The organism is Dellaglioa carnosa (assembly GCF_026948345.1).
Lineage (GTDB): Bacteria > Bacillota > Bacilli > Lactobacillales > Lactobacillaceae > Dellaglioa > Dellaglioa algida.
The window spans coordinates 1-25,971 of the sequence record NZ_JANXLI010000005.1; the positions used below are offsets into that span (position 1 = coordinate 1).

General features: G+C 35.7%; 23 protein-coding genes and 1 riboswitch. Of the genes, 8 read left to right on the forward strand and 15 right to left on the reverse strand.

Annotated features, from left to right (window positions below):
* The 10 genes from N0K80_RS06030 to N0K80_RS06075 form a co-directional block, all read right to left on the reverse strand.
* Positions 1–1,274 (reverse strand): sensor histidine kinase (locus tag N0K80_RS06030; protein WP_269026228.1); only part of this gene is annotated, 1,274 nt, incomplete at its 3' end.
* 59 nt (positions 1,275–1,333) lie between these two features.
* Positions 1,334–2,035 (reverse strand): response regulator transcription factor, encoded by a 702-nt coding sequence (locus N0K80_RS06035; protein ID WP_269024168.1) that lies wholly within the window; start codon positions 2,033–2,035, stop codon positions 1,334–1,336.
* Between the two features lie 20 nt (positions 2,036–2,055).
* Positions 2,056–3,192 carry a PDZ domain-containing protein gene (locus tag N0K80_RS06040; protein WP_269024167.1) on the reverse strand — a complete coding sequence of 379 codons (1,137 nt, stop codon included), beginning with the start codon at positions 3,190–3,192 and terminating at the stop codon, positions 2,056–2,058.
* A 133-nt stretch (positions 3,193–3,325) separates the two neighbouring features.
* Entirely contained in the window at positions 3,326–4,213 is an 888-nt protein-coding gene (ftsX, locus tag N0K80_RS06045; protein ID WP_112251076.1) for a permease-like cell division protein FtsX, read from the reverse strand.
* Positions 4,194–4,889 (reverse strand): cell division ATP-binding protein FtsE, encoded by a 696-nt coding sequence (ftsE, locus tag N0K80_RS06050; RefSeq protein WP_057974283.1) that lies wholly within the window; start codon positions 4,887–4,889, stop codon positions 4,194–4,196. Before ftsE ends, ftsX begins: the two co-directional genes overlap by 20 nt.
* A 96-nt stretch (positions 4,890–4,985) precedes the next feature.
* A protein-coding gene (gene prfB / locus N0K80_RS06055) for a peptide chain release factor 2 (protein ID WP_112251078.1) occupies positions 4,986–6,102 on the reverse strand; the annotation gives its coding sequence in 2 pieces (ribosomal slippage) (positions 4,986–6,029 and positions 6,031–6,102; 1,116 coding nt in all).
* Between the two features lie 82 nt (positions 6,103–6,184).
* Complete coding sequence (gene secA / locus N0K80_RS06060; RefSeq protein ID WP_269008341.1) at positions 6,185–8,548, reverse strand: preprotein translocase subunit SecA; 2,364 nt, start codon at positions 8,546–8,548, stop codon at positions 6,185–6,187.
* A gap of 151 nt (positions 8,549–8,699) precedes the next feature.
* Positions 8,700–9,263 (reverse strand): ribosome hibernation-promoting factor, HPF/YfiA family, encoded by a 564-nt coding sequence (hpf, locus tag N0K80_RS06065; protein ID WP_146342886.1) that lies wholly within the window; start codon positions 9,261–9,263, stop codon positions 8,700–8,702.
* 191 nt (positions 9,264–9,454) lie between these two features.
* Positions 9,455–10,135, reverse strand: coding sequence for a ComF family protein (locus tag N0K80_RS06070; RefSeq protein WP_269024166.1), 681 nt, complete (start codon positions 10,133–10,135; stop codon positions 9,455–9,457).
* A complete protein-coding gene (locus N0K80_RS06075; protein WP_269026230.1) occupies positions 10,132–11,460 on the reverse strand; it encodes a DEAD/DEAH box helicase in 1,329 nt (442 codons plus the stop codon). Before N0K80_RS06075 ends, N0K80_RS06070 begins: the two co-directional genes overlap by 4 nt.
* Before the next feature lie 48 nt (positions 11,461–11,508).
* On the opposite strand from N0K80_RS06075, the gene N0K80_RS06080 reads away from it, so the two are divergent.
* Positions 11,509–12,141 (forward strand): YigZ family protein, encoded by a 633-nt coding sequence (locus tag N0K80_RS06080; protein WP_269024164.1) that lies wholly within the window; start codon positions 11,509–11,511, stop codon positions 12,139–12,141.
* A gap of 40 nt (positions 12,142–12,181) precedes the next feature.
* Here the strand turns inward: N0K80_RS06080 and N0K80_RS06085 are convergent, their stop codons facing one another.
* Both N0K80_RS06085 and N0K80_RS06090 read right to left on the reverse strand, forming a co-directional pair.
* Positions 12,182–13,267, reverse strand: coding sequence for a glycosyltransferase family 4 protein (locus N0K80_RS06085; protein WP_146302665.1), 1,086 nt, complete (start codon positions 13,265–13,267; stop codon positions 12,182–12,184).
* Positions 13,268–13,604: 337 nt separating this feature from the next.
* On the reverse strand, positions 13,605–14,051 hold the full coding sequence (locus N0K80_RS06090; protein ID WP_269024163.1) for a hypothetical protein: 447 nt from the start codon (positions 14,049–14,051) through the stop codon (positions 13,605–13,607).
* 450 nt (positions 14,052–14,501) lie between these two features.
* Here N0K80_RS06090 and N0K80_RS06095 point away from each other — a divergent pair, with 450 nt between their 5' ends.
* The gene (locus tag N0K80_RS06095) at positions 14,502–15,065 is read left to right on the forward strand and encodes a DUF5067 domain-containing protein (protein WP_269024162.1); all 564 of its coding nucleotides are present in this window, start codon (positions 14,502–14,504) and stop codon (positions 15,063–15,065) included.
* 280 nt (positions 15,066–15,345) lie between these two features.
* Here N0K80_RS06095 and N0K80_RS06100 read toward each other — a convergent pair whose 3' ends face one another.
* The 3 genes from N0K80_RS06100 to groES all read right to left on the reverse strand — a co-directional run bounded on the left by N0K80_RS06100 (position 15,346) and on the right by groES (position 19,369).
* A complete protein-coding gene (locus N0K80_RS06100; RefSeq protein ID WP_146342889.1) occupies positions 15,346–17,175 on the reverse strand; it encodes an APC family permease in 1,830 nt (609 codons plus the stop codon).
* Positions 17,176–17,428: 253 nt separating this feature from the next.
* Positions 17,429–19,054 carry a chaperonin GroEL gene (gene groL / locus N0K80_RS06105; protein WP_057974274.1) on the reverse strand — a complete coding sequence of 542 codons (1,626 nt, stop codon included), beginning with the start codon at positions 19,052–19,054 and terminating at the stop codon, positions 17,429–17,431.
* A gap of 30 nt (positions 19,055–19,084) precedes the next feature.
* The gene (groES, locus tag N0K80_RS06110) at positions 19,085–19,369 is read right to left on the reverse strand and encodes a co-chaperone GroES (protein ID WP_057974273.1); all 285 of its coding nucleotides are present in this window, start codon (positions 19,367–19,369) and stop codon (positions 19,085–19,087) included.
* Positions 19,370–19,595: 226 nt separating this feature from the next.
* Here groES and N0K80_RS06115 point away from each other — a divergent pair, with 226 nt between their 5' ends.
* The 6 genes from N0K80_RS06115 (at position 19,596) to cytX (ending at position 25,885) form a co-directional block, all read left to right on the forward strand.
* The gene (locus tag N0K80_RS06115) at positions 19,596–20,234 is read left to right on the forward strand and encodes a CPBP family intramembrane glutamic endopeptidase (protein ID WP_269024161.1); all 639 of its coding nucleotides are present in this window, start codon (positions 19,596–19,598) and stop codon (positions 20,232–20,234) included.
* Positions 20,235–20,252: 18 nt separating this feature from the next.
* The gene (locus N0K80_RS06120; RefSeq protein WP_269024160.1) at positions 20,253–22,190 is read left to right on the forward strand and encodes an ABC-F family ATP-binding cassette domain-containing protein; all 1,938 of its coding nucleotides are present in this window, start codon (positions 20,253–20,255) and stop codon (positions 22,188–22,190) included.
* A gap of 77 nt (positions 22,191–22,267) precedes the next feature.
* Positions 22,268–22,374: riboswitch (TPP riboswitch) on the forward strand.
* A gap of 57 nt (positions 22,375–22,431) precedes the next feature.
* Positions 22,432–23,223, forward strand: coding sequence for a hydroxyethylthiazole kinase (gene thiM / locus N0K80_RS06125; protein ID WP_269024159.1), 792 nt, complete (start codon positions 22,432–22,434; stop codon positions 23,221–23,223).
* Between the two features lie 2 nt (positions 23,224–23,225).
* Positions 23,226–24,050 (forward strand): bifunctional hydroxymethylpyrimidine kinase/phosphomethylpyrimidine kinase, encoded by an 825-nt coding sequence (thiD, locus tag N0K80_RS06130; RefSeq protein ID WP_269024171.1) that lies wholly within the window; start codon positions 23,226–23,228, stop codon positions 24,048–24,050.
* Positions 24,037–24,705, forward strand: a complete 669-nt coding sequence (gene thiE, locus N0K80_RS06135; RefSeq protein ID WP_269024158.1) for a thiamine phosphate synthase — start codon at positions 24,037–24,039, stop codon at positions 24,703–24,705. The genes thiD and thiE overlap by 14 nt, the downstream gene beginning before the upstream one ends.
* Positions 24,698–25,885 (forward strand): putative hydroxymethylpyrimidine transporter CytX, encoded by a 1,188-nt coding sequence (gene cytX / locus N0K80_RS06140; protein WP_269024157.1) that lies wholly within the window; start codon positions 24,698–24,700, stop codon positions 25,883–25,885. Before thiE ends, cytX begins: the two co-directional genes overlap by 8 nt.
* The last annotated feature ends 86 nt before the right edge of the window (positions 25,886–25,971 follow it).

Consider the following 25,971-nt stretch of genomic DNA (forward strand, 5'->3'; position numbering starts at 1 on the left):
TATAAATAAATCGTGATTTGAATTCCCCTACCGATTGAATCTTTAACAACGATTTCCCCACCCATTGCCGTTACTAGCTCCTGCACAATAGAAAGTCCAAGCCCATTACCTTCTATTTGTTTACTTCTAGACTGGTCAACCCTATAGAAGCGTTCAAATATTCTTTTTTTGTCCTCGTCTGAAATGCCGACACCCGTATCTGAAACCGAAATAAATGTTTTTTCTTCATTCATACCTGCCTCAATTAAAATTGAACCGTTGTCTACGTTATATTTAACGGCATTTTGTAGTAAATTCTCCACGATAGTTGTTATTTTACTTTTATCAAAACTGATAACAAAATCTTTTTGTATTTTTATATTAATTTCCAAATTTTTACTTCTAATCTTTTTGCTTAAAAGTTCTAATTCAGAATCAATTACGTCATTTAACTTAAATTTTGTAATGTTTTCTTTACTTCTCTGACCCTTTGATAATTTCAGTATTTCTTGAATTAGGACCTCTAACTTATTGCTTTCATCGTAAATGATATTCAAAAATTTCTTTGTTGTCACGGGATTAACCGGTTCCTCCAAAAGGGTTTCAGTAAAACCTTTTATTGCGGTAACTGGTGTTTTTAGCTCGTGGCTTACATTTCCAACAAATTCCGTCTGCATTCTCTCTAAGAGTTTCACTTCAGTTATATCGTACAAAATTACAATCACTTGAAAGTCAACGTTATCATTTGCGACGTAGACCACCGTTGCATCCACTACCTTATTTGTATTTCCAATCTCAACTTCAGCTCGTTGTTTTTCTTTTAACTTTATAGCTTTCTCAATTAACCCACTTAATTTATATGTTTTAATGTCATCAATATACGAGTGCCGTTGTTGTTGAATCTTGCGTCCCAACAACGTATCTATCGTTTCATTTGCCATTAAGACTTGTCTTTTATGATCTATTTGCATAATACCAACGGTTAAATGCTCAATTAATCGCAGATAATTATTATTTTGAACCTGATAATGGACATTTCTTTTCTTTTGATAACTCTCCACGCGATTAATTGCCTTTGACAATTCAAAATTTGGACTATCCGTATCCAGTAAAACATGAAATGAGGCACCCTGATTGACTAAGCTATTAAGTCTATTTGCCATCAACTTAGATTCCGCATCAGACTTAGACACCATCTTATAAATAATATATATCTCTATAAAACTCAAGATAATTGCGCCGCTTAGGTTAGTTTTACTAAAAAAACGGCCAGTTGTACTCCATAATAACGTCATGCCAAATATTAAATTTAGCGATATTATTAAAATTGCGATCATATATTTCATTTTTTTGTTCATTTATTTTCCTCAAACTTATATCCAAATCCCCGAACCGTTTTCAAATATACTGGTTTCTTTGGATCGACTTCTAATTTTTCACGTAAATGGCTGACATGCATATCAATCATCCGCGTCTGTCCTTCATAATCATATCCCCATACGCCACTGAGCAATTTTTCTCTGCTTAAAACACGGCCTATTCGTTTAACAAAGTACACCAAAAGCTCAAACTCTTTTGGCGTCAATGAAACTTTTTCATTATTTTTATAGACAGAATAATTTGCAAAATCAATTTTAAAATCTTTAAATTCTTTAACTTCCTCATTATCTTGTTCTATTCCAGATGGATTAATCTCGGTACGTCTTAAAATAGCTTTAATTCTTGCTACTACTTCCCTTGGACTGAACGGTTTCGTCATATAGTCATCCGCGCCAATTTCTAACCCAATAATCTTATTTAATTCATCATCTTTAGCCGTTAATATTATTATTGGCGTTTTTATCTTTTCCTGTCTTAACTTTTTTGTAACTTCAATACCATCGTATCCTGGTAACATCAAATCAAGAATAATGAAATCAAAATTTCGTTCTGTTGCCTTTTTGAACGCACTTGGACCATCAGTTGCCACCTGCACCTCATAATTCGCATTTTCTAAATTATACGTTAGTAACGTCACAATCGCCGGTTCATCGTCCACAACTAAAATTTTTTTCATTACTTATCCCCTAACCAAATTTATTTGATTATAACCAACCCTATTTCGTACGGTGAATCTGAAAAAATGGCACTTTCCGTTATTTTAGTGTCACCACTAAACGTTTTAATTTTTAATCGACAATATGTTGAACTACTTTCTAGTGCTTTATATAGCTCATTTTCATTTCTCACGTTAATACCATTACATTGGATCACGACATCCCCAACCTCGACATCCATTTTCGCCGCTGGCGTTTCTGGTCGTACCCCCACAATTAAGATACCTTCATCAGATTCTGCAAACCATTTTTCTTGTTTATTATCATGGCGTTTAATGACATATCTATCCCCAAAATAAGCAATTAATAATATGACTAGGCCAATTATACCCGCTATTGGAGAAAATGCAGATATGACGGTTAAACAGGCGCTGATTACTGCTAGATATAAATATTGTTTTTTGGTAAAGCTGATGGCTAGTTTTGGCAATTCTTTATATATTCGAAGCGTCAATCCAATAATTAACGGTAAAATGATAACGTTGTATTCTGTCCCCGCTACATGAATTAATGGCCACCAATCAAATACACTGTGAAATTGATTACCTGGCACTAATATTACGAGTGGTATAAGATACAACTCTTTCATTTTAAATGATGATATATTTCGTCCCCGTTTTCCGGCCTGCGTACTTGGTGACAATTGGCTCTTCCTAAATAAGTGTAGTGCAATACCTGTAATAAGCAAGCTAAGCGTTCCCACCATTAGGATTCCCGTTAAAAATTCGGGTTGGAAAGTTTCATTTTTAAATACATTCATATTAGATGGTTGCCATTCCAACATCCCATAAATAAGTCCAGAAATTAAGAATAATGGATAGATGCTGTTGAATAATGGGTATAACAAAAGTCCTACAATCATGCAGATCGTATAGATAAGTACCCAGTTCATTGGAATCATTGTTCCCGTTCCAAATAAAATTACTGATCCAATAATACCAAAGAGTGTTCCTACTTTAATTGCGTGGCGTCCCTCATAGAAATCACTATCGACAGCCGTCCGAAATGCTTGTCGCTCTTTTTTTACCCTCTGATTATAAATAACAAACATCAATATCGTTGCCAACCAAACCGTCGGCTGAATGAAAAATGTTCCAATAATTTTAAGTATCTCCATAAATCCACCTATTTTCTTTAAGATATAATACTCAAATTATATCATGCTTTATTATGATTAAAAAATGATTATCTAAATCGAAAAAAAAGACTGGACACCGTTAAAAACGGCACCCAGTCTTCATTAATTTTAATTAAATCTTTAAGAATCGACGCATTGAAACAAATGATCCCAGCGCACCAATAATGATACCAATTGAGATTAATAGCAAATCAATCTCCGCCAAGAAAGTTCCTGGTGTTAATAATCTGTAACTTGTTGATGCTAATGAAGCCTGTAAGCCGTTATAAATCCAAATGTAGCCAAAATCAACTAACGCAATTGGGATAATTGCCCCTAAAAGACCGGTCCATGCACCTTCAAGTAAGAATGGCCATCTGATAAATCCATTTGTGGCACCAACTAGACGCATAATACCAATTTCATTTCTACGAGATAAAATTGTGATTCTAATTGTATTAGATATCAAGAATACCGCAACGAATAGAAGTAATGCACTAATAATCATACCCCATTTTTGGATACTACCAACCACTTTAAATAGTTTTTTAGCAGATGTTCCACCAAAACTTGCATCATTTACATAATCTAAAGTTTTAGCTTTTTTTGCAACTTGTTCAGTTTGCTTTGGTTCTTTCGTTTGAACATCAAATGTATCATATAGAGGATTATCATCCCCACCAAACAATTTAAACTCATTACCATAACTGCCGACAACTTGTTGTAATTGTTCTTTTTTACTTGAAAAAGTGACTTTTTTAACTTCAGAGTAACTTTCAAGTTTCTTTTTCAATGTATCTTGTTGGTTCTTTGTTGTCTTGCGTTCAACAAATACTCGAACTTGAACATCATTTTCAACATCAGATGCTAATTTATTTACATTCATTAAAATCGAGAGCAATACGCCAACTAAAATTAATGTTACAGTAACTGCACTGATAGCGGCAACAGACATCCATCCATTACGACGAAGACTCTTAACACTTTCACCTAAATGGCGCTTAAACGTTCTCATTTTCATAACCGTATTTTCCTCCTTCTTCATCTCGGGCAATACGGCCATCTTCAATAGCCAACAAACGATGTGGATATTTGTTCACAATAATACTATTATGAGTTGCCATGATAACTGTTGTTCCCTGTTTATTTACTTTTTCTAAAATTGCCATGATATCGTCAGACGTTTCCGGATCTAAGTTACCCGTTGGTTCATCAGCAATCAACACTTCCGGTTTATTAGCAACCGCACGTGCAATAGCAATTCTTTGTTGTTCACCACCAGATAATTCTTCAGGAAATTTATCTGACTTATCAGCTAAATCTACGAGATCCAGAACATAGTCAACACGTTCCTTAATTTCTGCTGGTTCTTTTTCAATCACTTCAAGCGCATAGGCAATATTTTCAAATATTGTTAGGCGTGGTAATAATTTGAAATCTTGGAAAACAATCCCTAAATCTCTTCGTAAAAATGGAACTTCTTTTGGTTTCATCGTTTGTAACTGAAAGTTATTTACGGTAATTTCACCAGATGTTGCTTGTTCTTCATGGTACATCATTTTGATAAATGTTGATTTACCGGCCCCACTGGGTCCAACCACGTATACAAATTCACCTTGGTCAATTCGAATATTGATATCATTACTTGCGATAATATCATCGGAATATTGTTTAAATACATTTTTAAATTCTATCAAACAGTGAATCCTCCTATGTCTATTTTCATAATGTTTTCATTATACCATGATTATGGTCCTACAGATTTCAGTAGTTTTACAATTAAGTTTCATTTATTAACTTGGGTTTTCATTTTTTAGTTTCCACTGTAAAAAAGCGTTAATAAAACCGTCTAGGTCTCCATCCATTACTGATTGTACATTTCCCGTTTCAAATTCTGAACGATGGTCTTTTACCATTGAATAAGGATGGAATACATACGACCTAATTTGCGATCCCCACCCAATATCCATCTGTTCGCCTTGAATGGCAGCACGTTCTTTTTCCTTTTCTTCCATTTCAAGTTGATACAATTTAGATTTCATCATGCTTTCTGCTGTCGCCCTATTTTGAAATTGTGATCGTTGCGCTTGACTTGATGTTACAATTCCTGTTGGTATATGAATCAATCGAACCGCCGAAGACGTCTTATTGATATGTTGTCCACCGGCCCCAGACGATCTGAAAACTTCCATTCTAATATCATCTTGGTTTAATTCAATTTCAACGGAGTCATCCAATTCGGGCATGACATCAACGGATGCAAATGATGTATGACGCCGTCCTGCGGCATCAAATGGTGAAATTCGGACTAATCGATGGACACCTTTTTCACTTTTTAAATATCCATATGCATTTAGTCCCTTAATTAGAAGCGTTACACTTTTTAAGCCTGCTTCATCTCCGGATTGATAATCAACTGTTTCAACGGTCAATCCACTCTTTTCAGCCCATCTCGTATACATTCTTAGGAGCATTAGTCCCCAATCTTGAGATTCAGTTCCACCGGCACCTGGGTGGATTTCTAAAATGGCATTTCGACTGTCATAAGGTTCATTCAGTAGTAGTCTTAACTGATACCTATCAAGCGCCTTCATCGTTTCGTCAAATAAGTCATTAAACTCACTTAGCATATCCGGATCGTTTTCTTCTTGTAATAATTCAAGCATCACTTGTAGTTCCGAAACCCGGCTCTCTAAATCATGAAAAGAGTCATACTTACCTTTTAACTGATTTGTTTCATCAATGACTTTTTGAGCTTCTTCTTGATGATTCCAAAAATCTGGATCAGCCATCCGTTCTTCATTCTCAGAAATTCGTTCATTCAGTGTCTCTAAGTCAAAGAGACCCCCTGAAGTTAGTTATTTTTTGTTCCATATCATTGATCTGTTTCCTATAATCACTTAGTTCCATGAGTTTTCTCCTTAATCTGTTAAAAAAGGTCACCTTCAAACTCTATCGAATTCGGAAGTGACCCTTTACTGATATTTTTTTATTAACGTTTAATATTTTGTCTAATTTCAGCTTTCATGAATAAACGTGTCACTTCAAATTCGATTGTACCCACAACTTCTTCAAACATTCTGAATCCATCTGATTGGTATTCAACCAATGGGTTTAATTGTCCGTAACCACGTAGTCCGATTGACTGACGTAGTTGATCCATTGCATCGATGTGAGCTGTCCATTTATCATCAACAACACGTAACACAACTACTTTTTCAAATTCAAGCATTTGTGCTGCATCAACTAATTGGTCCTCTTTAATTTTATAATTCTTTTCGGCACGATCAACTAAGTAGGCTTCAATCCCTTTAGCATCCTTACCTTCTAAATCTGCCAAAGAAATGCTATCCTCGTTAACCATTGAAGATACTGCAAAATCTATAATAGCTTGCAAGTTCCATTCAGTTTGGTCACCTTGAGTGTGCATTTGAACAATATGATTTACAGTTCGTTGAATCATAGGCATAATGACAGGCTTCAACGTTTTTTCTTCCATGATAACTTGTTGTCTTTGGTTATAAATAACCTCACGTTGTTCACGCATGACATCATCATATTGTAAAACATTTTTACGCGTATCATAATTATTACCTTCAACACGTTTTTGCGCCGATTCAACTTGTTTTGTAATCATACGACTTTGAATTACAGCATCGTCTTCGGTAATATTCATACGTTCTAAGAAACTCTTAATACGTTCTGAACCAAATCGTAACATTAAATCATCTTCTAAAGAAAGATAAAATTGCGTCATTCCATCGTCCCCTTGACGGCCGGCACGACCACGAAGTTGATTATCAATACGACGAGATTCATGACGTTCTGTACCAATAACAGCTAATCCGCCAATTTCCTTAACACCGGGGCCCAATTTAATATCAGTCCCACGTCCAGCCATATTTGTTGCAATTGTAACGGCTCCACGTTGTCCGGCATTCAAGATAATTTCAGCTTCGCGTTCATGATTTTTAGCATTTAAAACGGCATGTGGAATTTCAGCCTCATCTAACATTTGTGCCAATAATTCTGACGTTTCAACTGCGACAGTACCAATCAACATTGGTTGTCCAGCTTCATGACGTGTTTTAATATCAGCGATTACAGCCTTAAACTTACTATTCAATGATGGATATAACAAATCAGCTTTATCATCACGAATAATTGGTTTGTTTGTTGGAATTTGAACAACTTCCATATTGTAAATTTCACGGAATTCTTCTTCTTCCGTTTTGGCAGTACCTGTCATCCCAGATAACTTCTTGTACATTCTAAAGAAATTTTGGTAGGTGATATTTGCCATTGTTTTTGTTTCGTCTTCAATTTCTACGTGTTCTTTAGCTTCAATTGCTTGATGAACACCATCAGAATAACGACGACCTTCCATGATACGACCAGTAAATTGATCAACAATCATTACTTCGCCATCTTGTACAACATAATCTTTATCACGTAACATAACAAAGTTAGCACGTAACGCATTATCTAAATGATGCGTTAAAATTGTGTTATCTGTATCAAATAGATTATCTAAACCAAAGTATTTTTCACCCTTGCGGATTCCTTCTTCAGTTAAAGAAATTGATTTTGATTCAAGATCAATTTTGTAATCTTCTTCTTCAGTTAATGTTTTAGCAAATCGATCTGCTCGAACATACATTGCAGTTGTTTTTTCAGCTTGACCGGAAATAATTAACGGCGTTCTAGCTTCATCAATCAAGATTGAATCAACTTCATCGACGATAACGTAGTTCAAAGGTCTTTGAACCATATCTTCACGATAAACAACCATGTTATCACGTAAATAATCAAATCCTAATTCACTATTTGTTGAATACGTAATATCAGCAGCGTAAGCTTCACGTTTTTCTTCAGCCGTTTTTGCATTAATATTCAATCCAACGGTTAAGTCCAACCATGAATACAATTCGCCCATCTCTGTTGCATCACGACTCGACAAGTATTCATTAACTGTAACAACATGAACACCTAATCCAGAGATTGCATTCAAATAAACGGGCATGGTAGCCGTCAAAGTTTTACCTTCACCAGTTTTCATTTCCGCAATATTACCAGCATTTAAGACCATTCCACCAATCATTTGGACACGGAATGGATATAGACCTAGTACACGTTTTGCGGCTTCACGAACAACCGCAAATGCTTCAGGTAAAAGATCATCAAGCGTTTCACCTTCTTGATATCTTGCCTTAAAAGCGGGCGTTTTAGCTTTTAGTTCGTCATCAGATAGTGCAGCCATTTCATCAGCCATGTTTTCAATAGTATCAGCTATTTTACCCAGTCTTCGTAATTCACGGGTGTCACTTTCAACCCATTGTCTTAATACATTTGCCATTTAGCTTTCCCCTTATATATCAAACACTCTTATTGAATTATTTTTAATTATAATATCATTTTTTATAGTATCACTAAATCAACAAATTTTAAACCAAAAATAAAAAAAGCCTTGCGTAGTTAAACTACCCAGCAGGCTTTTCCCTTCTAACTTAATCTTCGGCTTCAATTAAACCGTAGCGACCATCATTTCGTTTATAAACGATGTTAATACCTTCTGTATCAGCATCTTCGTAAATAAAGAAGTTATGGCTCAACATATCCATTTGTAAAATAGCTTCTTCACTGCTCATTGGTTTCAAAGAAACATGTTTTGTACGAACAACATCAAACATGCTTACTTCTTCATCAACAGAATCTGATTCTTCATCAGCGATTTCGTTACGAATTTCAATCTCTTTAATTCCTTTACCTCTTGATTGACGGTTAATTTTAGTTTTATATTTACGGATTTGACGTTCTAATTTATCAGTTACAAGATCGACACTTGAAAGTAAATCTTGTGATGTTTCTTCAGCTCGAAGGACGAGAGAAGGCATTGGCACAGTCACTTCCACTTTAGCCGTTTTATCTGAGTACACTTTTAAATTAACATGAGCCGTTGAATTTGATGTATCAGTGAAGTATTTTTCTAATTTGAATAACTTCTTTTCAACGTAATCTCTAGTAATATCTGTAACTTCAACATTTTCACCGCGAATATTGTATTTTAGCATAATAAACTCTCCCTTCAATCTACGGCAGGTAACGAACCAATTAATAACCTTCCCGTTGGTTTAATTATAAGCGAATATGACTGAATATACAAACGATATCCCCTAATAAAATACGATTAGTACGCCATTGTAATCGCAAACATCTTTATTTAGACATTTCTCGATTCTCTTCTAATTGAAATATAAAGCCCTCATCTTGCAAGCGTTATACTTTTAACACATTTAGCCCTCGATGCTAATAAGTCAATCGCATAAAATAACGTTCGACCCGTCGTATAGATATCATCGACAACTAACACAACTTTATCAGTTAAATCCGGACAATCTGAGCTGAGCTCAAAAGGCTGGATCAATTCCAACCTTTGATGCCTATTCTTGTGAGATTGTTTTTCCTTAACAGTATCATTTCGCTTCAAAAAATGACTATGTTTGATCGTTAAAAGACCGCAAACTTGGTTAAACCCTCGATTATTCATTGTCTCAGAATCTACGGGGATCACCACAAGATAATCAAAATTGATTGTTTCAAGCTTCTTTTGTATCGCCGTTTGAAAAACAGTTCTCAACTGATAGTCGCCATTAAATTTATAGTTTTTAATAATTTCTTTCATAAAATCGTTGTAAACGAATAACGCTTGATTCTGAAAATCGCAACCCGGATAAATAAGTCGCCATTTTTTACAATCCGCACAACACTTTTGACTCTCTTGGTTTCGTCCACATCCCTCACACGCCTTACCAGCCTGAATTACCTCGAATTGTTCCCGACAATTCTGACAGATTTGCTGTTTTTCATAAGGTTTAAAAGACACAATAAATGCTAAAGTTAATTTCTGACCAAACTCATTCTGACAAATTTTACAATTTCTCATACCTTTAACCGCCTTGCTTTTCGATTCATTGTTTTTATTTGTCCCGCTGCTTTTTTCAATGTAACTGTATAATTACTACACAAAAAAATAACGTCGCCGTAAGGTCGGTTAACATTGCGACCGACGCGACCGGCAATTTGAACCAAAGCCGCCGTTGAAAAAGTTTTATCATCAGCTCCAAGTACGAAGACGTCCAAATTAGCAAAAGTTACGCCACGCTCTAAAATTGTTGTCGTAATAAGATACCGCGTCTCACCCGATCTAATGGCTTTTACTTTCTCTAATCGATCAGGATCTTCAGAGTACACAGTTTCCCCCTTCAAATTAGGAAATTTCTTTTTGAATGCCTGCATCACTGGTTGTAACAGCCAAATTTTAGGCACAAAAATCAAGAACGGATCCTCACGTTTGAGCCATTGATTCATTCTCAATATTAACTTTTTCGGTAAATGTCCTTTTTTTATTTTTTTCTCCCATGATTTTTCAAATACGATTTTAATTTCGGGTAATTTATGTCCATGAAAACGTACGGGTAAGTAACTGACAGTTAACCGGTTTAGCCGGACCTCTCTTAACAGTTCTTCACTAGGTGTGGCTGTTAAATATAAACTAGCCCCTTCTTTTTTTGTTGCCTGGATTGTCGCTTGTAAGAGTAGTTTATTTTGGGCATATGGGAAGGCATCCACTTCATCAACTATCATGACATCAAACGCCTGTTGAAAACGTAGTAGCTGGTGAGTCGTGCAAACGACCAATTGCGTATATTTATATGGATCCGTTGACTTACCATGCAACAAGCAAATATCAACGCCATTAAACGCGGCCTGCAACCTTGGAAATAATTCGATACACACATCGACTCGCGGAGATGCCAGACAGACACGCTTGTTATCCATTAATGCCGCTTCGATACCTTTAAATAACATCTCCGTCTTTCCAGCACCTGTAACAGCCCATAATAAATGACGAGCAGCCGGTTTCGCAAATATTTGTCTAACTTCATTAGCACAAGCTTCTTGTTGACTTGTTAGTTGTCCATCCCACGTTAAAGGACTTTTTTTCCAAGTTGTAAACAGGTTTGGTTCAGGTATAGTATAAAGTGTAGTCGTACTCGAGATACGACCCAGTATGATACATTGGGTGCAGTAATACCGCTTACCCTGTAGGTGACTTTCGCTGAGATCTAGCCTTGAGGAACACCTACGACAAGTTAACTGTTTACCCTTAGTCATGATGCCCGAATAGGCAATAAGCCCATCCAACTTAATTGTTTCATCTATTTCTAAATTTGTTACTAAGCGGCCATATAAATTTGAAAGTGGCATTCTCATCAATCCCTTCAATAACTTTAAATACGTAAAGGAATATTAATTATGTCTAAAAATTACTTAACAATTAAAAAATCTGGTTCGGATACCTTAATTGAAAAGAAGTCTGCCTTCATTTGTCAAATCACCAGAATTACAACCGAAGAGGAGGCGCTCACTTTCATTGCGTCAGTTAGAAAATTAGAACCTAAAGCCAGACACCATTGTTTTGCATACACCTTTAATCTTGACTCGGAAGTTCAACGTCAAAGTGATGACGGCGAACCTTCTGGGACGGCTGGCGTTCCAATCTTGGAAGTTATCAAAGCCAAACAACTTAAAAACGTCTGCATCGTTGTCAGTCGAAAATTTGGCGGAATCAAATTAGGAACCGGTGGACTTATTCGTGCGTATAGTAATGCCGCTTCACAAACTATCGACGCAATCGGCGTTGTTGAACGTATTTTGCAAACTGAACTTATTTGCCAGATTGCCTACCAAAACGTTGGCAAATTAGAAAACTACCTCGAAAAAAATAACGTTACCATTCAGCAAGTAACCTATCTTGAATCAGTTTCATTCACTCTTGCAGTTGATCAAAAAGAGCTGATTACCCTGCAAGACCACCTGATTGATCTTCTCAATAATCAGGTCACCTTTAAATTAGGTCAAGATTTGTATAACGAACTTTCAATATAGTAAAAAAAGGATGTCCAAAAACGGACATCCTTTTTTCTATTTATTTTTTTGAAGTCATGGCTTTAACAATTTTTTTAATCCAATTTAAGAGTGGCTTCCGTTTTGATCCAACCAACCCAATAGACTCAACGAATAACTCTAATCCTATCAGTGTTGCTACCGACATTAATATTGAACCCCAAATTGATGAAATTGGGTACAGTAAGGAAATAAATGAAAAAATCAGCGCGATCCCATAAATAACCAAGACCGTTTGACGGTGAGTCAATCCCATTTGCATTAATCGATGATGTAAATGGTGTTTATCCGCTTGAGAAATAGGTTTTTTATTTAAAATCCGGCGTAGCATCGCGTAAATTGTATCTGTGATAGGTACACCCAAAATTAAAACTGGCACGATAATTGAGATGAATGTCGCATTTTTTAACCCAGAGAGTGAAAACACCGCAATCATAAACCCAATAAACAGTGCGCCAGTATCCCCAAGATATATTCTTGCCGGAAAGAAGTTATAAGGTAAGAACCCGATTAAAGCGGCAACCAACGTAAACATCATGATAGCAATATAACTATTTGTATTAACTAAAAAGAAATACCCTACCAACCCGCTAGTAAACAACGCAATAATTGAGACGCCGGTTGCTAGTCCATCTAAACCATCAATTAAATTAATTGCATTTGTAATAGCCAAAATCCAAATTACTGTAATTGGTAAGCTCAGCCATCCCAAGTTTACGATGCCAAAATAAGGTACCGTGAATGTTGTCATCCGCATATTTGTAAAAAAGTAAACAATCAAAGCGGCAATGGTAATGCCAATTAGTTTTTGTCGTGGACTTAATTCGAATTTATCATCTAAAGCACCGGTAATTATGATCACCAACTCGGCAATCGATAACGAGACCAACATTTTAATTGGGTATTGATTTCTTAATACGAAGAAGTTTGTGAAGTTAAAGGCCAAGAAAATGGCTAAGCCGCCCATTGTAGGCATTGTAATTTTATTTACTCGACGTTTATTTGGTACATCAACTGCGCCAATCTTAAGTGAAAACAATCTAACAACTGGCGTTAACAACGCGGAGATAAGCGCTGTTGCGAAAAATGCTACGATAATTGGAAACATTATAGTCCCTCTCCTCATGGTATTGTGTTGTAATATCCTTTTAACTATACCACGTTGTTACCTGAATTCAAAAAAAACATCAATTAAAATCAATTGATGTTTTTCGGTCATTATTTTTTCAAATGGTAGTTATAAGTTGCGACAATAATATTTTCACGAGAATTTAAAACTGATCTTAATCTTATTCAATATAGCCGCTAGACTATCGCTCATTTCAATTTAGAGAAAACACATATTAAATTTTAACTTACTAGTCTTAATGTGACTGTACAATTACAAAACGCAAGAAAAACTGACTTAAGATTATTATCATAATTGCTCAACATCTCATTTATTCTTAATCAAGCTTTTTAACGGTAAGGATAATTTCAGATAAATCCAATCTCCTATTACCATAATCATCGGAAAAAACACTTATTTTTGTATTAGGTTTTGGAACTTGTTTGACAACAACATATCTATCTATATGTTTCTTGGATACCGCTTCTCCAGTGTCAGTCTGTAACCTTATTTTGGTATCACCAGTGTCAAATCCATATCCATCAACTACATCACCAGTCGAAAACAAATGCCCTATATCGACAGCATTTATGCCAATATAATTTTTTATATAAACTTCATTTTTATTTCCCTTTTTAATCGTAATATTTTCAAATTTAGGAACGTTATGTCTTTGTACGACTGAGTACCCACTAATAAAAAGTACACAAATTACAATCCCAACGACAACGCCCAGCCCAAATATTTTATTGCTATCCTTTACTTTCCCCAACAAATTTCTCATTCCAATTACCCCCAATATAAATAATACTTAAATTCTTATTTTAAAATCCGATTTCTATGAGATTTTCTCATAAACACTTAAACTAATCAACCTGTATTAAAATAATATTGTTATAAACAATATGTCCTTTTTATTAAATTTTATCTTATACGGATAATTTCATTATCTTACCATTACGGAAATACTTAACAAATAATATCTTAAATTACCGAAATAATTCAATTAAGTTTTTAATACTTCATATTTCTTAACAAGCGTTTCTGCAAACCCATAAAAATAAGAACGAGTACTTATCATAGGTACTTAATTCATCTAGTATATCTGTGGTAAAACACAATTTATTTTAGTATAATAGCGGTAAATTAATTATATTCCGTATAATCTTTGTATTAGAAGTTACATAATATTAATTTAAGGATAAAAAATTATAATTCACAAAGGGGTTTTATTATGAAAAGGATTTTATTAAGTACATGTATAGCAATGTTTATGTTATTATTTTTTACGGCCTGCGGATTGAATACAAGTAAAAAAGGCAATACTGTACCAGAAGTAAGTAGTTCTAGCCAAAAATATACGTCTTCGGCAAAAAAAGAAAGTAAATATTATTTTAAAGATAACACCGCTAAATTGAAGGACATTAAGTTAAAAATTACTAAAACTAAAATTATTAAAGCCGGTGATAAAGGAAATGAATATGGTGAGAATACAGTCATCGCATTTTGGTTCTCTGCTAAAAATATTGGTGGCATAGATATTGATCCTAATGGCGCATGGTTAAATAACATCGAAGCCTATCAAGATACAAGTAAAACACAGATTAATACATTAAAAGTGGGGTGGTTACCCGATAAAAAATTTTTAAAAACACAACAGGAAAAAATAAAAAGTGGTGCGACTGCAGACAGCGCAATGTCGTATGAACTGTCCGATACAAAAACGCCAGTTATATTAAAACTTACAGACCATTCTTCTGGTAAAGTAATTGGATCACAAAAATTTGAACTAAAATAATTTTTTTATTTATAGTCTTCACATAATGAATGGTAGTACTTCGAAAAAGAAAACTAGCCATAAAACCGAATTGGTTTTATAGCTAGTTTTCTTTTTTTCGGTTTTTAATAACTTGTTTTATAATAAGATAATTATTAGAAAGTTCAAATTAGACTAAAAATTCTTAATTTATCAAAATTATATATTGAACTGAGTATTCGTAATCCCCTAAAATCTCATTGTTCGATACTTATATTATACTTAACATCTTTTTGTTTGATTCCATTTCATACTCAAAATATTATTTTTTCAAATGGTAGTTATAAGTTGCGACAATAATATTTTCACGAGAATTTAAAACTGATCTTAATCTTAAACTCGTTTGGTTATGCAAAATATTCTGCCATGGCTTTTTAGGTAAGAATTGTGGGACCAGAACTGTTGTCGTAAAGTTACGGGCAGCAGCATTCTTAGCAATGACATCCGTAAATTTCACAACGGGTGATGCAATTGAACGATATGACGAATGTAAATCGACGAAGCGAACACCAGGAAAACGTTCTTTAAATTCACGTTCTGTTTCGTGTTCCTTCTCAGGATTCGTATCAAATGACACATGCATTGCAATAACGTAATCACCAATTGAACGCGCATAATTAATTGCCCCAGTTGTAACATGGGTCACAGAACTAACTAAAACGATAACCGTTGAGCCATCAAAATCGTGAATTTCTGCTTCTTCTGTTAAACGTAATTGTTCAGCAACTTTATTGTAGTGATCATTAATTTTATAGAAAATAACGTACATGACCGGCATAATAATAAAGAATGGCCATACAGTTGATAAACGATATCTAAAGAGAATTAACAAGATACTTAGTGAAATAAAAGCACCTAAGAAATTGTAAAAGGCCTTCATAATCCAACCTTTTGGACGATCGTGATACCATTTTACAATCATACCCGTTTGAGATAACGTAAACGGAATGAAAACACCAACTGCATACAATGGAATTAACAATGATGTTGTCCCATTGAAGATAAACGTTAAAATAATTGATCCGGCTGCTAACGTGATAATCCCGTTAGAATAACCTAAACGATCACCTTTATCCATGTATAAATGAGGCATAAATTTATCTTTAGCTAAATTAAAAGCTAAAATTGGGAAAGCTGAAAATCCTGTATTTGCAGCTAATACCAAAATTAAAACTGTTGAGAATTGGAAAATATAGTATAAAATACCTTGTCCAAATGTTGTTTGTGCAATTTGAGAAAGCACTGTCACTTTTTCAGTAGGTACAATTCCATACCAGTAATTCAAGAAAGTAATCCCACCGAAGAAGATTGCTAAAAGTGTTGCCATAATTGTTAACGTAGCTGCCGCATTTTTAGCATGTGGTTTTTTAAAGAAAGGTACCGCATTACTAATTGCTTCAACACCAGTTAATGAAGAAGAACCTGATGAGAATGCTTTTAATAGTAAAGCCATTGTAATACCAGGAACAGCAGTACCGACTGCTGCTGTTGCATGATAGGGTACTTGACCCGTCATAATATTATAACCACCAACAAGTAACATTAAAATGATCATAACCACGAAAAGGTAAACCGGAACTGTTAGGAATGATGCGGACTCACGTAACCCACGTAGATTCATCGCCATTACTAATATAATGATAACTACCGAAATACCAACCTGATGCCCATAAAGTGATGGGACAGCGGAAATCAGCGCTTCGGTTCCGGCGGACACACTAACTGCAACAGTTAGCATGTAATCAATTAGAAGTGACCCACCGGAAATCAGACCCGCATTCTTTCCTAAGTTCTTACTAGAGACGACGTATGCGCCCCCACCTTTAGGATAGGCATGGATGATTTGACGATAAGAAATTGTAATTGATGCCAATAAAACTAGGACTAGCAACGCAATAGGTAACGAGTACCAAATTGCCATCGCAGAAAAACCAACCAAAACAGTAACAATCTGTTCAGTCCCATATGCCACAGATGACAATGCATCTGATGATAAGAGAGCCAGTGCCTTAAATTTTGATAATTGTTGATTTCCCTCTTCAGAAGATTTTAATGGTTTCCCTATTAAAAGTCTCTTTAAATAACGCCGCATTTCATTTTTACCCCTTATGTTCTATATTTTTTTTAATCGTTATGCATGCTGCCAAAAAGACACATGCATCTTGCCAGATAATTATTTTAAACAATATTAACTATCCACCGAATGCAGTCTATTTTACTCGTTTATATTTAAATATACAACACCATGAACGAATTTTATTCACGCTCAAAAAAAAGAGCTACCATCCCCAGAATAACGGCGATTGATAGCTCTTCAAAATTTGTTATTTTTTGTGACAATTGGTCTACATCATGCCGCCCATGCCACCAGGCATTTGTTGTGGGTCAGCTGCAGATATTGGTTCTGGTTTATCAGCAACAACTGCTTCAGTCGTTAATAATAATGCTGAGACACTAGCTGCATTTTGTAATGCTGAACGTGTCACTTTCGTTGGATCAACAATTCCAACTGCAATCATATCTTGCCATTCATTTGTTGCGGCATTGAATCCAATACCAGGTTTCTCTGATTTTAATTTTTCAACAATCACAGAACCTTCAAGACCAGCATTCTTTGCAATTTGACGTACCGGTTCTTCTAGAGCACGTTGCACAATCTTAATACCTGTTAATTCATCACCAACTGCTTCAAGTGAAGCAACTTTACCGATTACATTAACAAATGCAGTACCACCACCAGCTACGAAACCTTCTTCAACAGCAGCACGTGTTGCATTTAAAGCATCTTCGATACGGTACTTACGTTCTTTTAATTCTGTTTCAGTTGCGGCACCAACTTTAATGACAGCAACCCCGCCTGACAATTTAGCCAAACGTTCTTGTAGCTTTTCACGATCAAATTCAGAAGTTGTTTCATCGATTTGTTTTTTAATCAAACCAACACGTTCGATAATTTTTTCTTTATTACCTGAACCTTCAACAATCACCGTGTTTTCTTTTGTGATATTAACTTTTCCAGCTGAACCTAATTGTTCAATCGTTGTATCCTTCAATTGTAAACCAAGTTCATCTGTAATAACTGTTGCGCCAGTTACGATAGCGATATCTTCAAGCATAGCTTTACGACGATCACCAAAACCAGGTGCTTTAACAGCAACAACATTGAATGTACCACGAATTTTATTTAAGACCAATGTTGGTAAGGCTTCACCATCAACATCATCAGCAATAATCAATAATGGACGACCTTGTTCAACGATTGATTGTAATAATGGTAATACTTCTTGAATATTAGAAATCTTTTTATCTGTCACCAAGATGTATGGTGTTTCTAAGTTAGCTTCCATTTTATCGTTATCAGTTACCATGTATTGTGACAAGTAACCACGATCAAATTGCATCCCTTCAACAACATCTAATGATGTATCAATACTTTTTGATTCTTCAATTGTAATAACACCATCGTTACCAACTTTTTCCATAGCATCAGCAATTAAAGCACCAATTTCATCATTAGCTGAAGAAACAGAAGCAATTTGTGCAATATCTTCTTTAGTTTCAACTTTATGTGATAATTCGTGTAATTCAGCAACAGCTGCTTTAGTTGCTGCTTCAATTCCGCGACGAATACCAACCGGGTTAGCACCGGCAGTCACATTTTTCATACCTTCGGTAACGATTGCTTGTGTTAAAACAGTGGCTGTTGTTGTCCCATCACCAGCAATATCATTAGTTTTAGAAGCAACTTCTGAAACTAATTTAGCACCCATATTTTCGAAATGATCTTCTAATTCAATAGCGCGAGCAATTGTCACACCATCATTTGTAATGATTGGTGAGCCATATGATTCTTCCAAAACAACGTTACGGCCTTTTGGTCCTAAAGTTGATTTAACGGTATTGGCTAATTGGTCAACACCTCTAAGCATTGCTGAACGAGCATCTTCAGAAAACTTTAATTCCTTTGACATAATTAATCCACCTCATCTTTAAAATTTATATTAATCTACTGTTGCAACGATATCTTTCTCATGAACAATCAAGTAGTCTTTACCTTCAAATGAAACTTCTGATCCAGCATATTTATCAAATAAAACGGTTTGTCCGACACTGACAGCAATGGCGATTTTTTCACCATTACGCATTGTACGACCATCACCCACCGCAATAATCTTACCTGTTTGTGGTTTCTCTTGCACATTACTTGCTAAGACAATTCCACCTACTGTTGTTTCTTCTTCTTTAGTTACTTCTAAAATAACACGATCTGCTAATGGTTTTAACACGTTCTATCCCTCCAACTATATTATTTAGCACTCTATCTATGTAAGTGCTAATCACAAAATTAACTATAATCAATTTTCGGGATAATTGCAAGTGTTTAAGCTCTTATTTATATGGAAATTTTGATATGAATTAAATTCGTTATTCGGTCAATTATGCTATACTTATCATACGAATTTGTTCAACAAAAACAGTCGTAACTAATTAATAGTCGTTAAAGGAGTTTTCATGTCAAAATCAACTAGTAAAAACTCAATAGCCATTTTATTGGGTTATCTTATTATTTTCATTTTACCAACAATTCTAAATCAAATATTTTCTTTAAAATCAGTTATTTATCCCGTTATGACGGCCGATTACGTTTTAGGCGCCCTACTACTAATCTGGTTAAACCATCACTTTAGTAATAAAAATTCAATAGATAGTCAATCCAAATGGTCGCAAATTATTTTATGGGGAATTCTTGGATTTATTTTAACCCTAGTCATCCAAATGGGAATCCAATTAATCTCATACGCCATTTTAAAAACAACCGTGGCCTCACAAAATACGAGCGAGATTATGACTATTTTTTCAAAATATCCTTATTACATGCTAGCCGTCTCACTTGGTGCCCCAATTATGGAAGAACTCGTTTTTAGAAAGGTTTTCTTTGGCAATTTAGCAAGTTTTATTCCGCCGGCCTTTGCCGCAATTACGTCTAGTCTCTTATTTAGTTTGGCACATAACGATGGCCATTTAGCTATCTACTTCTTAATTGGATTACTCTTTTGCTATCTTTACAAACGAACGGGTGATATTAAAACATCCATGGTCGCACATATTCTCATGAACAGCTTAGTGTTAACGATTCAAGCACTACTCTAAAAGAAAGGTGGAATTATTTTGATTTTGTTACAAGTACAACAAGCAGCTCGATATTTTGGTGCAGACGTTTTATTTGAAAATGCCAATATGGATATCAAGGATGACGCCAGGATCGCTTTAGTGGGTCGAAACGGCGCCGGAAAATCTACGTTAATTAAAATGATTATTGATCAAGAAGTGACTGATGCCGGTCAAATCATTAAACATAAAGGGATGACTATTGGTTACTTGGCCCAAACAACAACCGTTTCTTCAGAACGCTCAGTCTGGGAAGAAATGAGTCACGTTTTTGACTACTTAAAGAAAATGGAAGTTCAAATTCATACGCTTGAAGCACAAATTGCCGACCCGAAAAATGCAGAAGATTCGGAAAAATTCGAAAAACTATTAACAACGTACGACCAACTTTCACATGATTTTAGTGAACAAAACGGTTACGGTTATGAATCTGAAATCCGTTCCGTTTTACATGGTTTTAGATTTTTTGAAGAGGATTTTGGACGCGACATCAGAACCCTTTCCGGTGGTCAAAAAACACGTCTTGCCTTAGCCAAACTACTTTTAGAAAAACGCGATTTACTTATTTTAGATGAACCCACTAACCACTTGGATATCGAAACGTTAACTTGGTTAGAAGGTTATTTAAAAACCTATACAGGCGCCCTTCTCATTGTTTCTCATGATCGCTACTTCCTAGATAAAATTGTCACAGAGGTTTACGATATGAGCCACAATGAAACCACACATTACAACGGTAACTACTCACAGTTCATTGTTAAAAAAGAAGCAAATTTGAAACAAGAATGGAAAGTTTTTGAAAAACAACAAGATAAAATTGAAAAACTTGAAGACTTTGTTAATAAAAATATTGTGCGTGCCTCAACAACTAAGCGAGCACAAAGTCGCCGTAAACAACTTGAAAAAATGGATAAAGTAGGCCGTCCTGAAGGCGATGAAAAAGCACCGCGTTTCAGTTTCAAATCCGCAGATGAGAGTGGCAATATTGTTTTAACCGTCTCTAATGCAGCCGTTGGTTATGATAATCAAGTATTATCTGAACCCGTTTCGATCGACTTACATAAACATCAGGTTCAAGCTATTGTTGGACCAAACGGTGTTGGTAAATCTACCCTACTTAAGAGCGTCTTAGGCCAAATCCCCTTTATTCGTGGTGAAGCTTTTCTTGGTACTAACGTTCATATCGGTTACTATGATCAGGAACAAAACCAATTAACGGATAAAAATATTGTTTTAGACGAATTGTGGAATGACCATCCCTCAACTCCCGAAACAGATATTCGTTCATTACTAGGCAGTTTCTTGTTTTCCGGGGATGACGTTTTGAAACGCGTTTCTAACCTGAGTGGTGGTGAAAAAGCACGTTTAGCCTTAACAAAGCTTGCAATGAACAAAGATAATTTCTTGATTTTTGATGAACCAACTAACCATTTGGATATTGATAGTAAAGAAGTTCTCGAAAAAGCGATTAATAACTTTGACGGAACAGTCTTACTCGTTTCACATGATCGTTATTTTATTAATAAAGTAGCCGAAAGTATTATTGAAGTCTCTAGAGAGGGTTCAACTTACTACATGGGCGATTACGATTACTACGTGGATAAAAAAGAAGAACTGGAAGCAATTGAAGCTGAAAAACTAGCCCTTGAACTTGCTTCAACGACTGCACTTCCTGAAGCCAAAGTCACAACTAATTACCAACAAAATAAAGAGACTCAAAAAGAACAACGCAAGTTAACACGTGAAATTGATCGTTTGGAGACCGAACTGACCGCTTTGGAAACTCAGAAAACGAAACTTGAAGAAAAAATGTCACAGCCTGATATTTTCAGTAATGCTGATAAACTTCAAGAACTTCAAACTGATTTACAAACCGTTCAAATTGCAATTGAAACTGCAGAAAGCAATTGGGAAGAAGCAAGTCTAGCTCTTGAATAGACTCGCTTCTTTTTTGTTATTTGTTGACATTCAAGCAATGAAAGCCTATTCTTTTCTTGTAAACTAAAAATTTAATATAAGTACACTAGGGGTGTTCTTTAGAAGAACTGAGATAAGCTTTTGCGGCTTAATCCCTTCGAACCTGTAAGTCAAAACTTGCGTAGGAAAGTGTGAAGAAGGACCCCACTCTACGATTTTTTTGTTAAGGAGTGGGGTTTTTGTGTACTTAAGAGGAGAAACCATGCAATTAGAATTACTCGATAGAATCCGTTCAGAAAATCCGGTTATATTTAATATTTCAAATTACATCACTGTTCAAGACGTTGCCAACGGGCTTAACTCAATTGGTGCTTCGCCCATTATGCCCAGCGCAATTGAAGAAGCGAGCGAAATGCTTCAGATTTCTTCCGGTGCCGCAATTAATATGGGCTCATTCAGAAGTAATGAGCTTCCCTACATTGAAAAAGTCGGTCAACTTGCCAACGACTTAAATATCCCGCTTGTACTAGATCCCGTTGCTGTGGCAATGCCTTACCGCCAAAAAGTGGTCACTAATTTATTAGACCATATCCATTTTGACTTTATTCGTGGTAATGCTGGTGAGATAGCCGCACTTGCCGGTATCAAATGGCAGGCCAAAGGAATTGATGCTGGTGATGGGTCCGCTGATTTGGCAGAAGTCGCAAAAAAAGTCGCGCAACGTTACAACTGTACGGTTGTTTTGAGCGGTCCAACCGATTATATCTCTGATGGAACGCATGACACAACGGTGACTCACGGCACGCCCCTTTTCCAGATTCACGTGGGTTCAGGTGACATGCTTTCAAGTTTTATTGCCGCATTTGCAGCAGTTTCTAAAAATAACTACTTTGAAGCAGCGAGAATGGCTTGTCTTATTTTTGCGACAACTGGTGAAATCGTCGCAAATGAATTGGTAGATGAAAAGCCAGGTAGCTTTATTGTCGCCTTACTAGACAAATTACATTTGGTGACAACAAAAGAAATTGCCGACCAAATAACTATGGAGGACTAAATATAATGACTGATTTCCCACAAGCACTTTCAATTGCTGGATCAGATAGCAGCGGTGGCGCTGGTATGCAAGCTGATTTGAAAACAATGCAAGAACGCCATGTGTACGCTGCTACTGTTCTTGTTGCAATTACGGCACAAAATACATTAGGTGTGCAAGATAGCGTCCCACTACCGGCCAAGATTATTAATGAACAATTCACATCAATTGCAGATGATTTAGCTATTAAAGCGTGCAAAACAGGGATGCTAGCCGATTCAGAGCACGTTTCTATTGTCGTAGAGAATCTAAAAAAGTACGACTTTGGTCCGTTGATTGTTGATCCCGTCATGGTCGCAAAAGGTGGAGCAACGCTTCTGACCGAAGATGCCGTTATCACAATTAAAGAAAATTTGATTCCACTGGCTACAGTAGTGACGCCAAATATTCCTGAAGCTGAAGTACTCACGGATCTAACAATTAACTCCAAAGAAGATATGATCATGGCCGGCCAAAAAATTAAGGCGTTAGGTGCAAAAAATGTCATTATTAAAGGTGGTCATCAGGCCTCTGCAGACACTGCGAGTGACTTTGTCTTACTAGAAAATGGCCATTCATTTTGGTTATCTTCGAAACGCATTGATACAATCCGAACTCATGGTACCGGAGATACGCTATCAGCATGTATTGCCGCTGAGTTAGCCAAGGGTGTGGATGTTGAAACGGCTATTATAACAGCCAAAAAATATGTTGAAGCAACAATTACCGATGGCATTATTGTTGGCCACGGTCATGGACCCTTAAACCATTGGGCATATCGAAAGGTCGCAAAAAATGCAAAACTTTAATCAAGCGTGGTTAGCAAGTTACTTTATTGCAGGGACACAAGACGTTCCTGACAATCAATTATTACCTATATTAGAAAAAGCATTAAAAGCCGGTATTTCTTGCTTTCAATTCAGAGAAAAAAATCCATTAAAACCGTTAAATAAAACGCAGAAAAAGGCGCTTGCAATCGGCTGTCAAAATTTATGTGCAGCATACAATGTCCCCTTTTTCATTGACGATGACCTTTCTCTAGCACTCGACATTCATGCAGACGGTATTCACGTTGGTCAAACAGATCAACGAATTACAGATGTCATTCAACAAGCAGCAGGTCAATTAAGTATTGGACTCTCTTGCCAGACGCTTGATCAAATTAATGTAGCAAATCAATTATTAGCTGTTGATTATGTTGGCAGTGGCCCCGTTTTTCCTACAAGTTCTAAACCAGATGCCACTGCCCCACTCGGAATTGCGGGACTTTCTCAATTACTGGCTATCAGTGATCACCCGATTGTTGCCATTGGCGGTATTTCAGAGACTAATTTAGCCGATTTAGCCAAGACAACTGTTTCAGGTGTTGCCGTTATCTCATTAATTTCCCAAAGTACCGATATTAAACAAACGGTGCAATCCATTAATCATTATTTCAAATTTGGGGGCGCCCAAGATGTCTGAATCTAAAGCACTACATGGTCAATTTTTAATTTGGCTGGGTGCAGCTATTTCAATCGCTGAAATTATGACTGGAATGTTGCTAGCACCACTTGGGTTTTCCAAAGGACTCTTTGCTATTCTAATTGGCCATCTAATTGGGTGTGGTCTCTTTTTATTACCTGCTGGTTACATTGGCGCCAAGAAACATCAGACGGCTATTCAATCAACAAAATCTACTTTCGGTTCAACCGGCGTTATTTTATTCTCACTTATCAACCTTGTGCAATTAATTGGTTGGACGGCGGTTATGATTGTTAACGCTATTTCTGCAATGAACGGTGTGTCAAATTCCTTATTTAATTTTAAAAATTCAATTATTATGGGCATCGTTATGGCAATTTTAATTATCATTTGGCTTTTAGTTGATGTATCTCACTTATACCAGATTAATTTAGTTATTGTTAGTCTGTTAGTTATTGGCTCAATCATCATGATTTTTTTAATTTTTAAAACGCCCGTTTCTCATACGCCGAATCTCACTACGATGACATTTGGTTCAGCCGTCGAGTTAAATATTACAATGGCATTATCTTGGTTACCATTGATTGGTGATTACACAAAATCAACAACTCGTCCAATCGCGATGTCCGCAATCAGTTCCATGGGCTACTTTATCGGTAGTTTTATCATGTTTACAATTGGTTTATTTTTAACAACAAGAACCGGCTATACTGATTTCACATCATTCTTAGTCACTTCTGGTTTAGGTATTATTGCTTTATTCATCATTATTTTTTCAACTGTAACGACAACTTTTTTAGATGTCCTCTCAGCCACAATTAATATTCAAAATATTCATCCATTCAAAAATATGAAATTAATTAGTCCTGTTATCGTGGTACTTGGTTTAATCATCGCATGGGTAGTCCCAATTGATAACTATCAAACATTCTTATATTTTATCGCATCCGTCTTCACACCACTGTATGCAATAGTATTTGTTAGTTATTTCGTTATGAAACAATCGCTACCTTATTGGTTAAATATTTTTTGGTGGGTCGTTGGTATTTTCGCTTACTACCAGCTGCAATCATTTGATTTCATCCTGGGGACAACAATTGTACTCTTAATCGGATTAAGTTTATTTGTTTACTTATCACAATTTATTTTACCTAAGCGATACCTTAAAAAAATACATTAAACTGAAGGCAAAAAAATAGAGTTCTAGAATGACCCTCGATGTTAACCTCACATCTAGTATCATTCTAGAACTCTATTTTCATATCG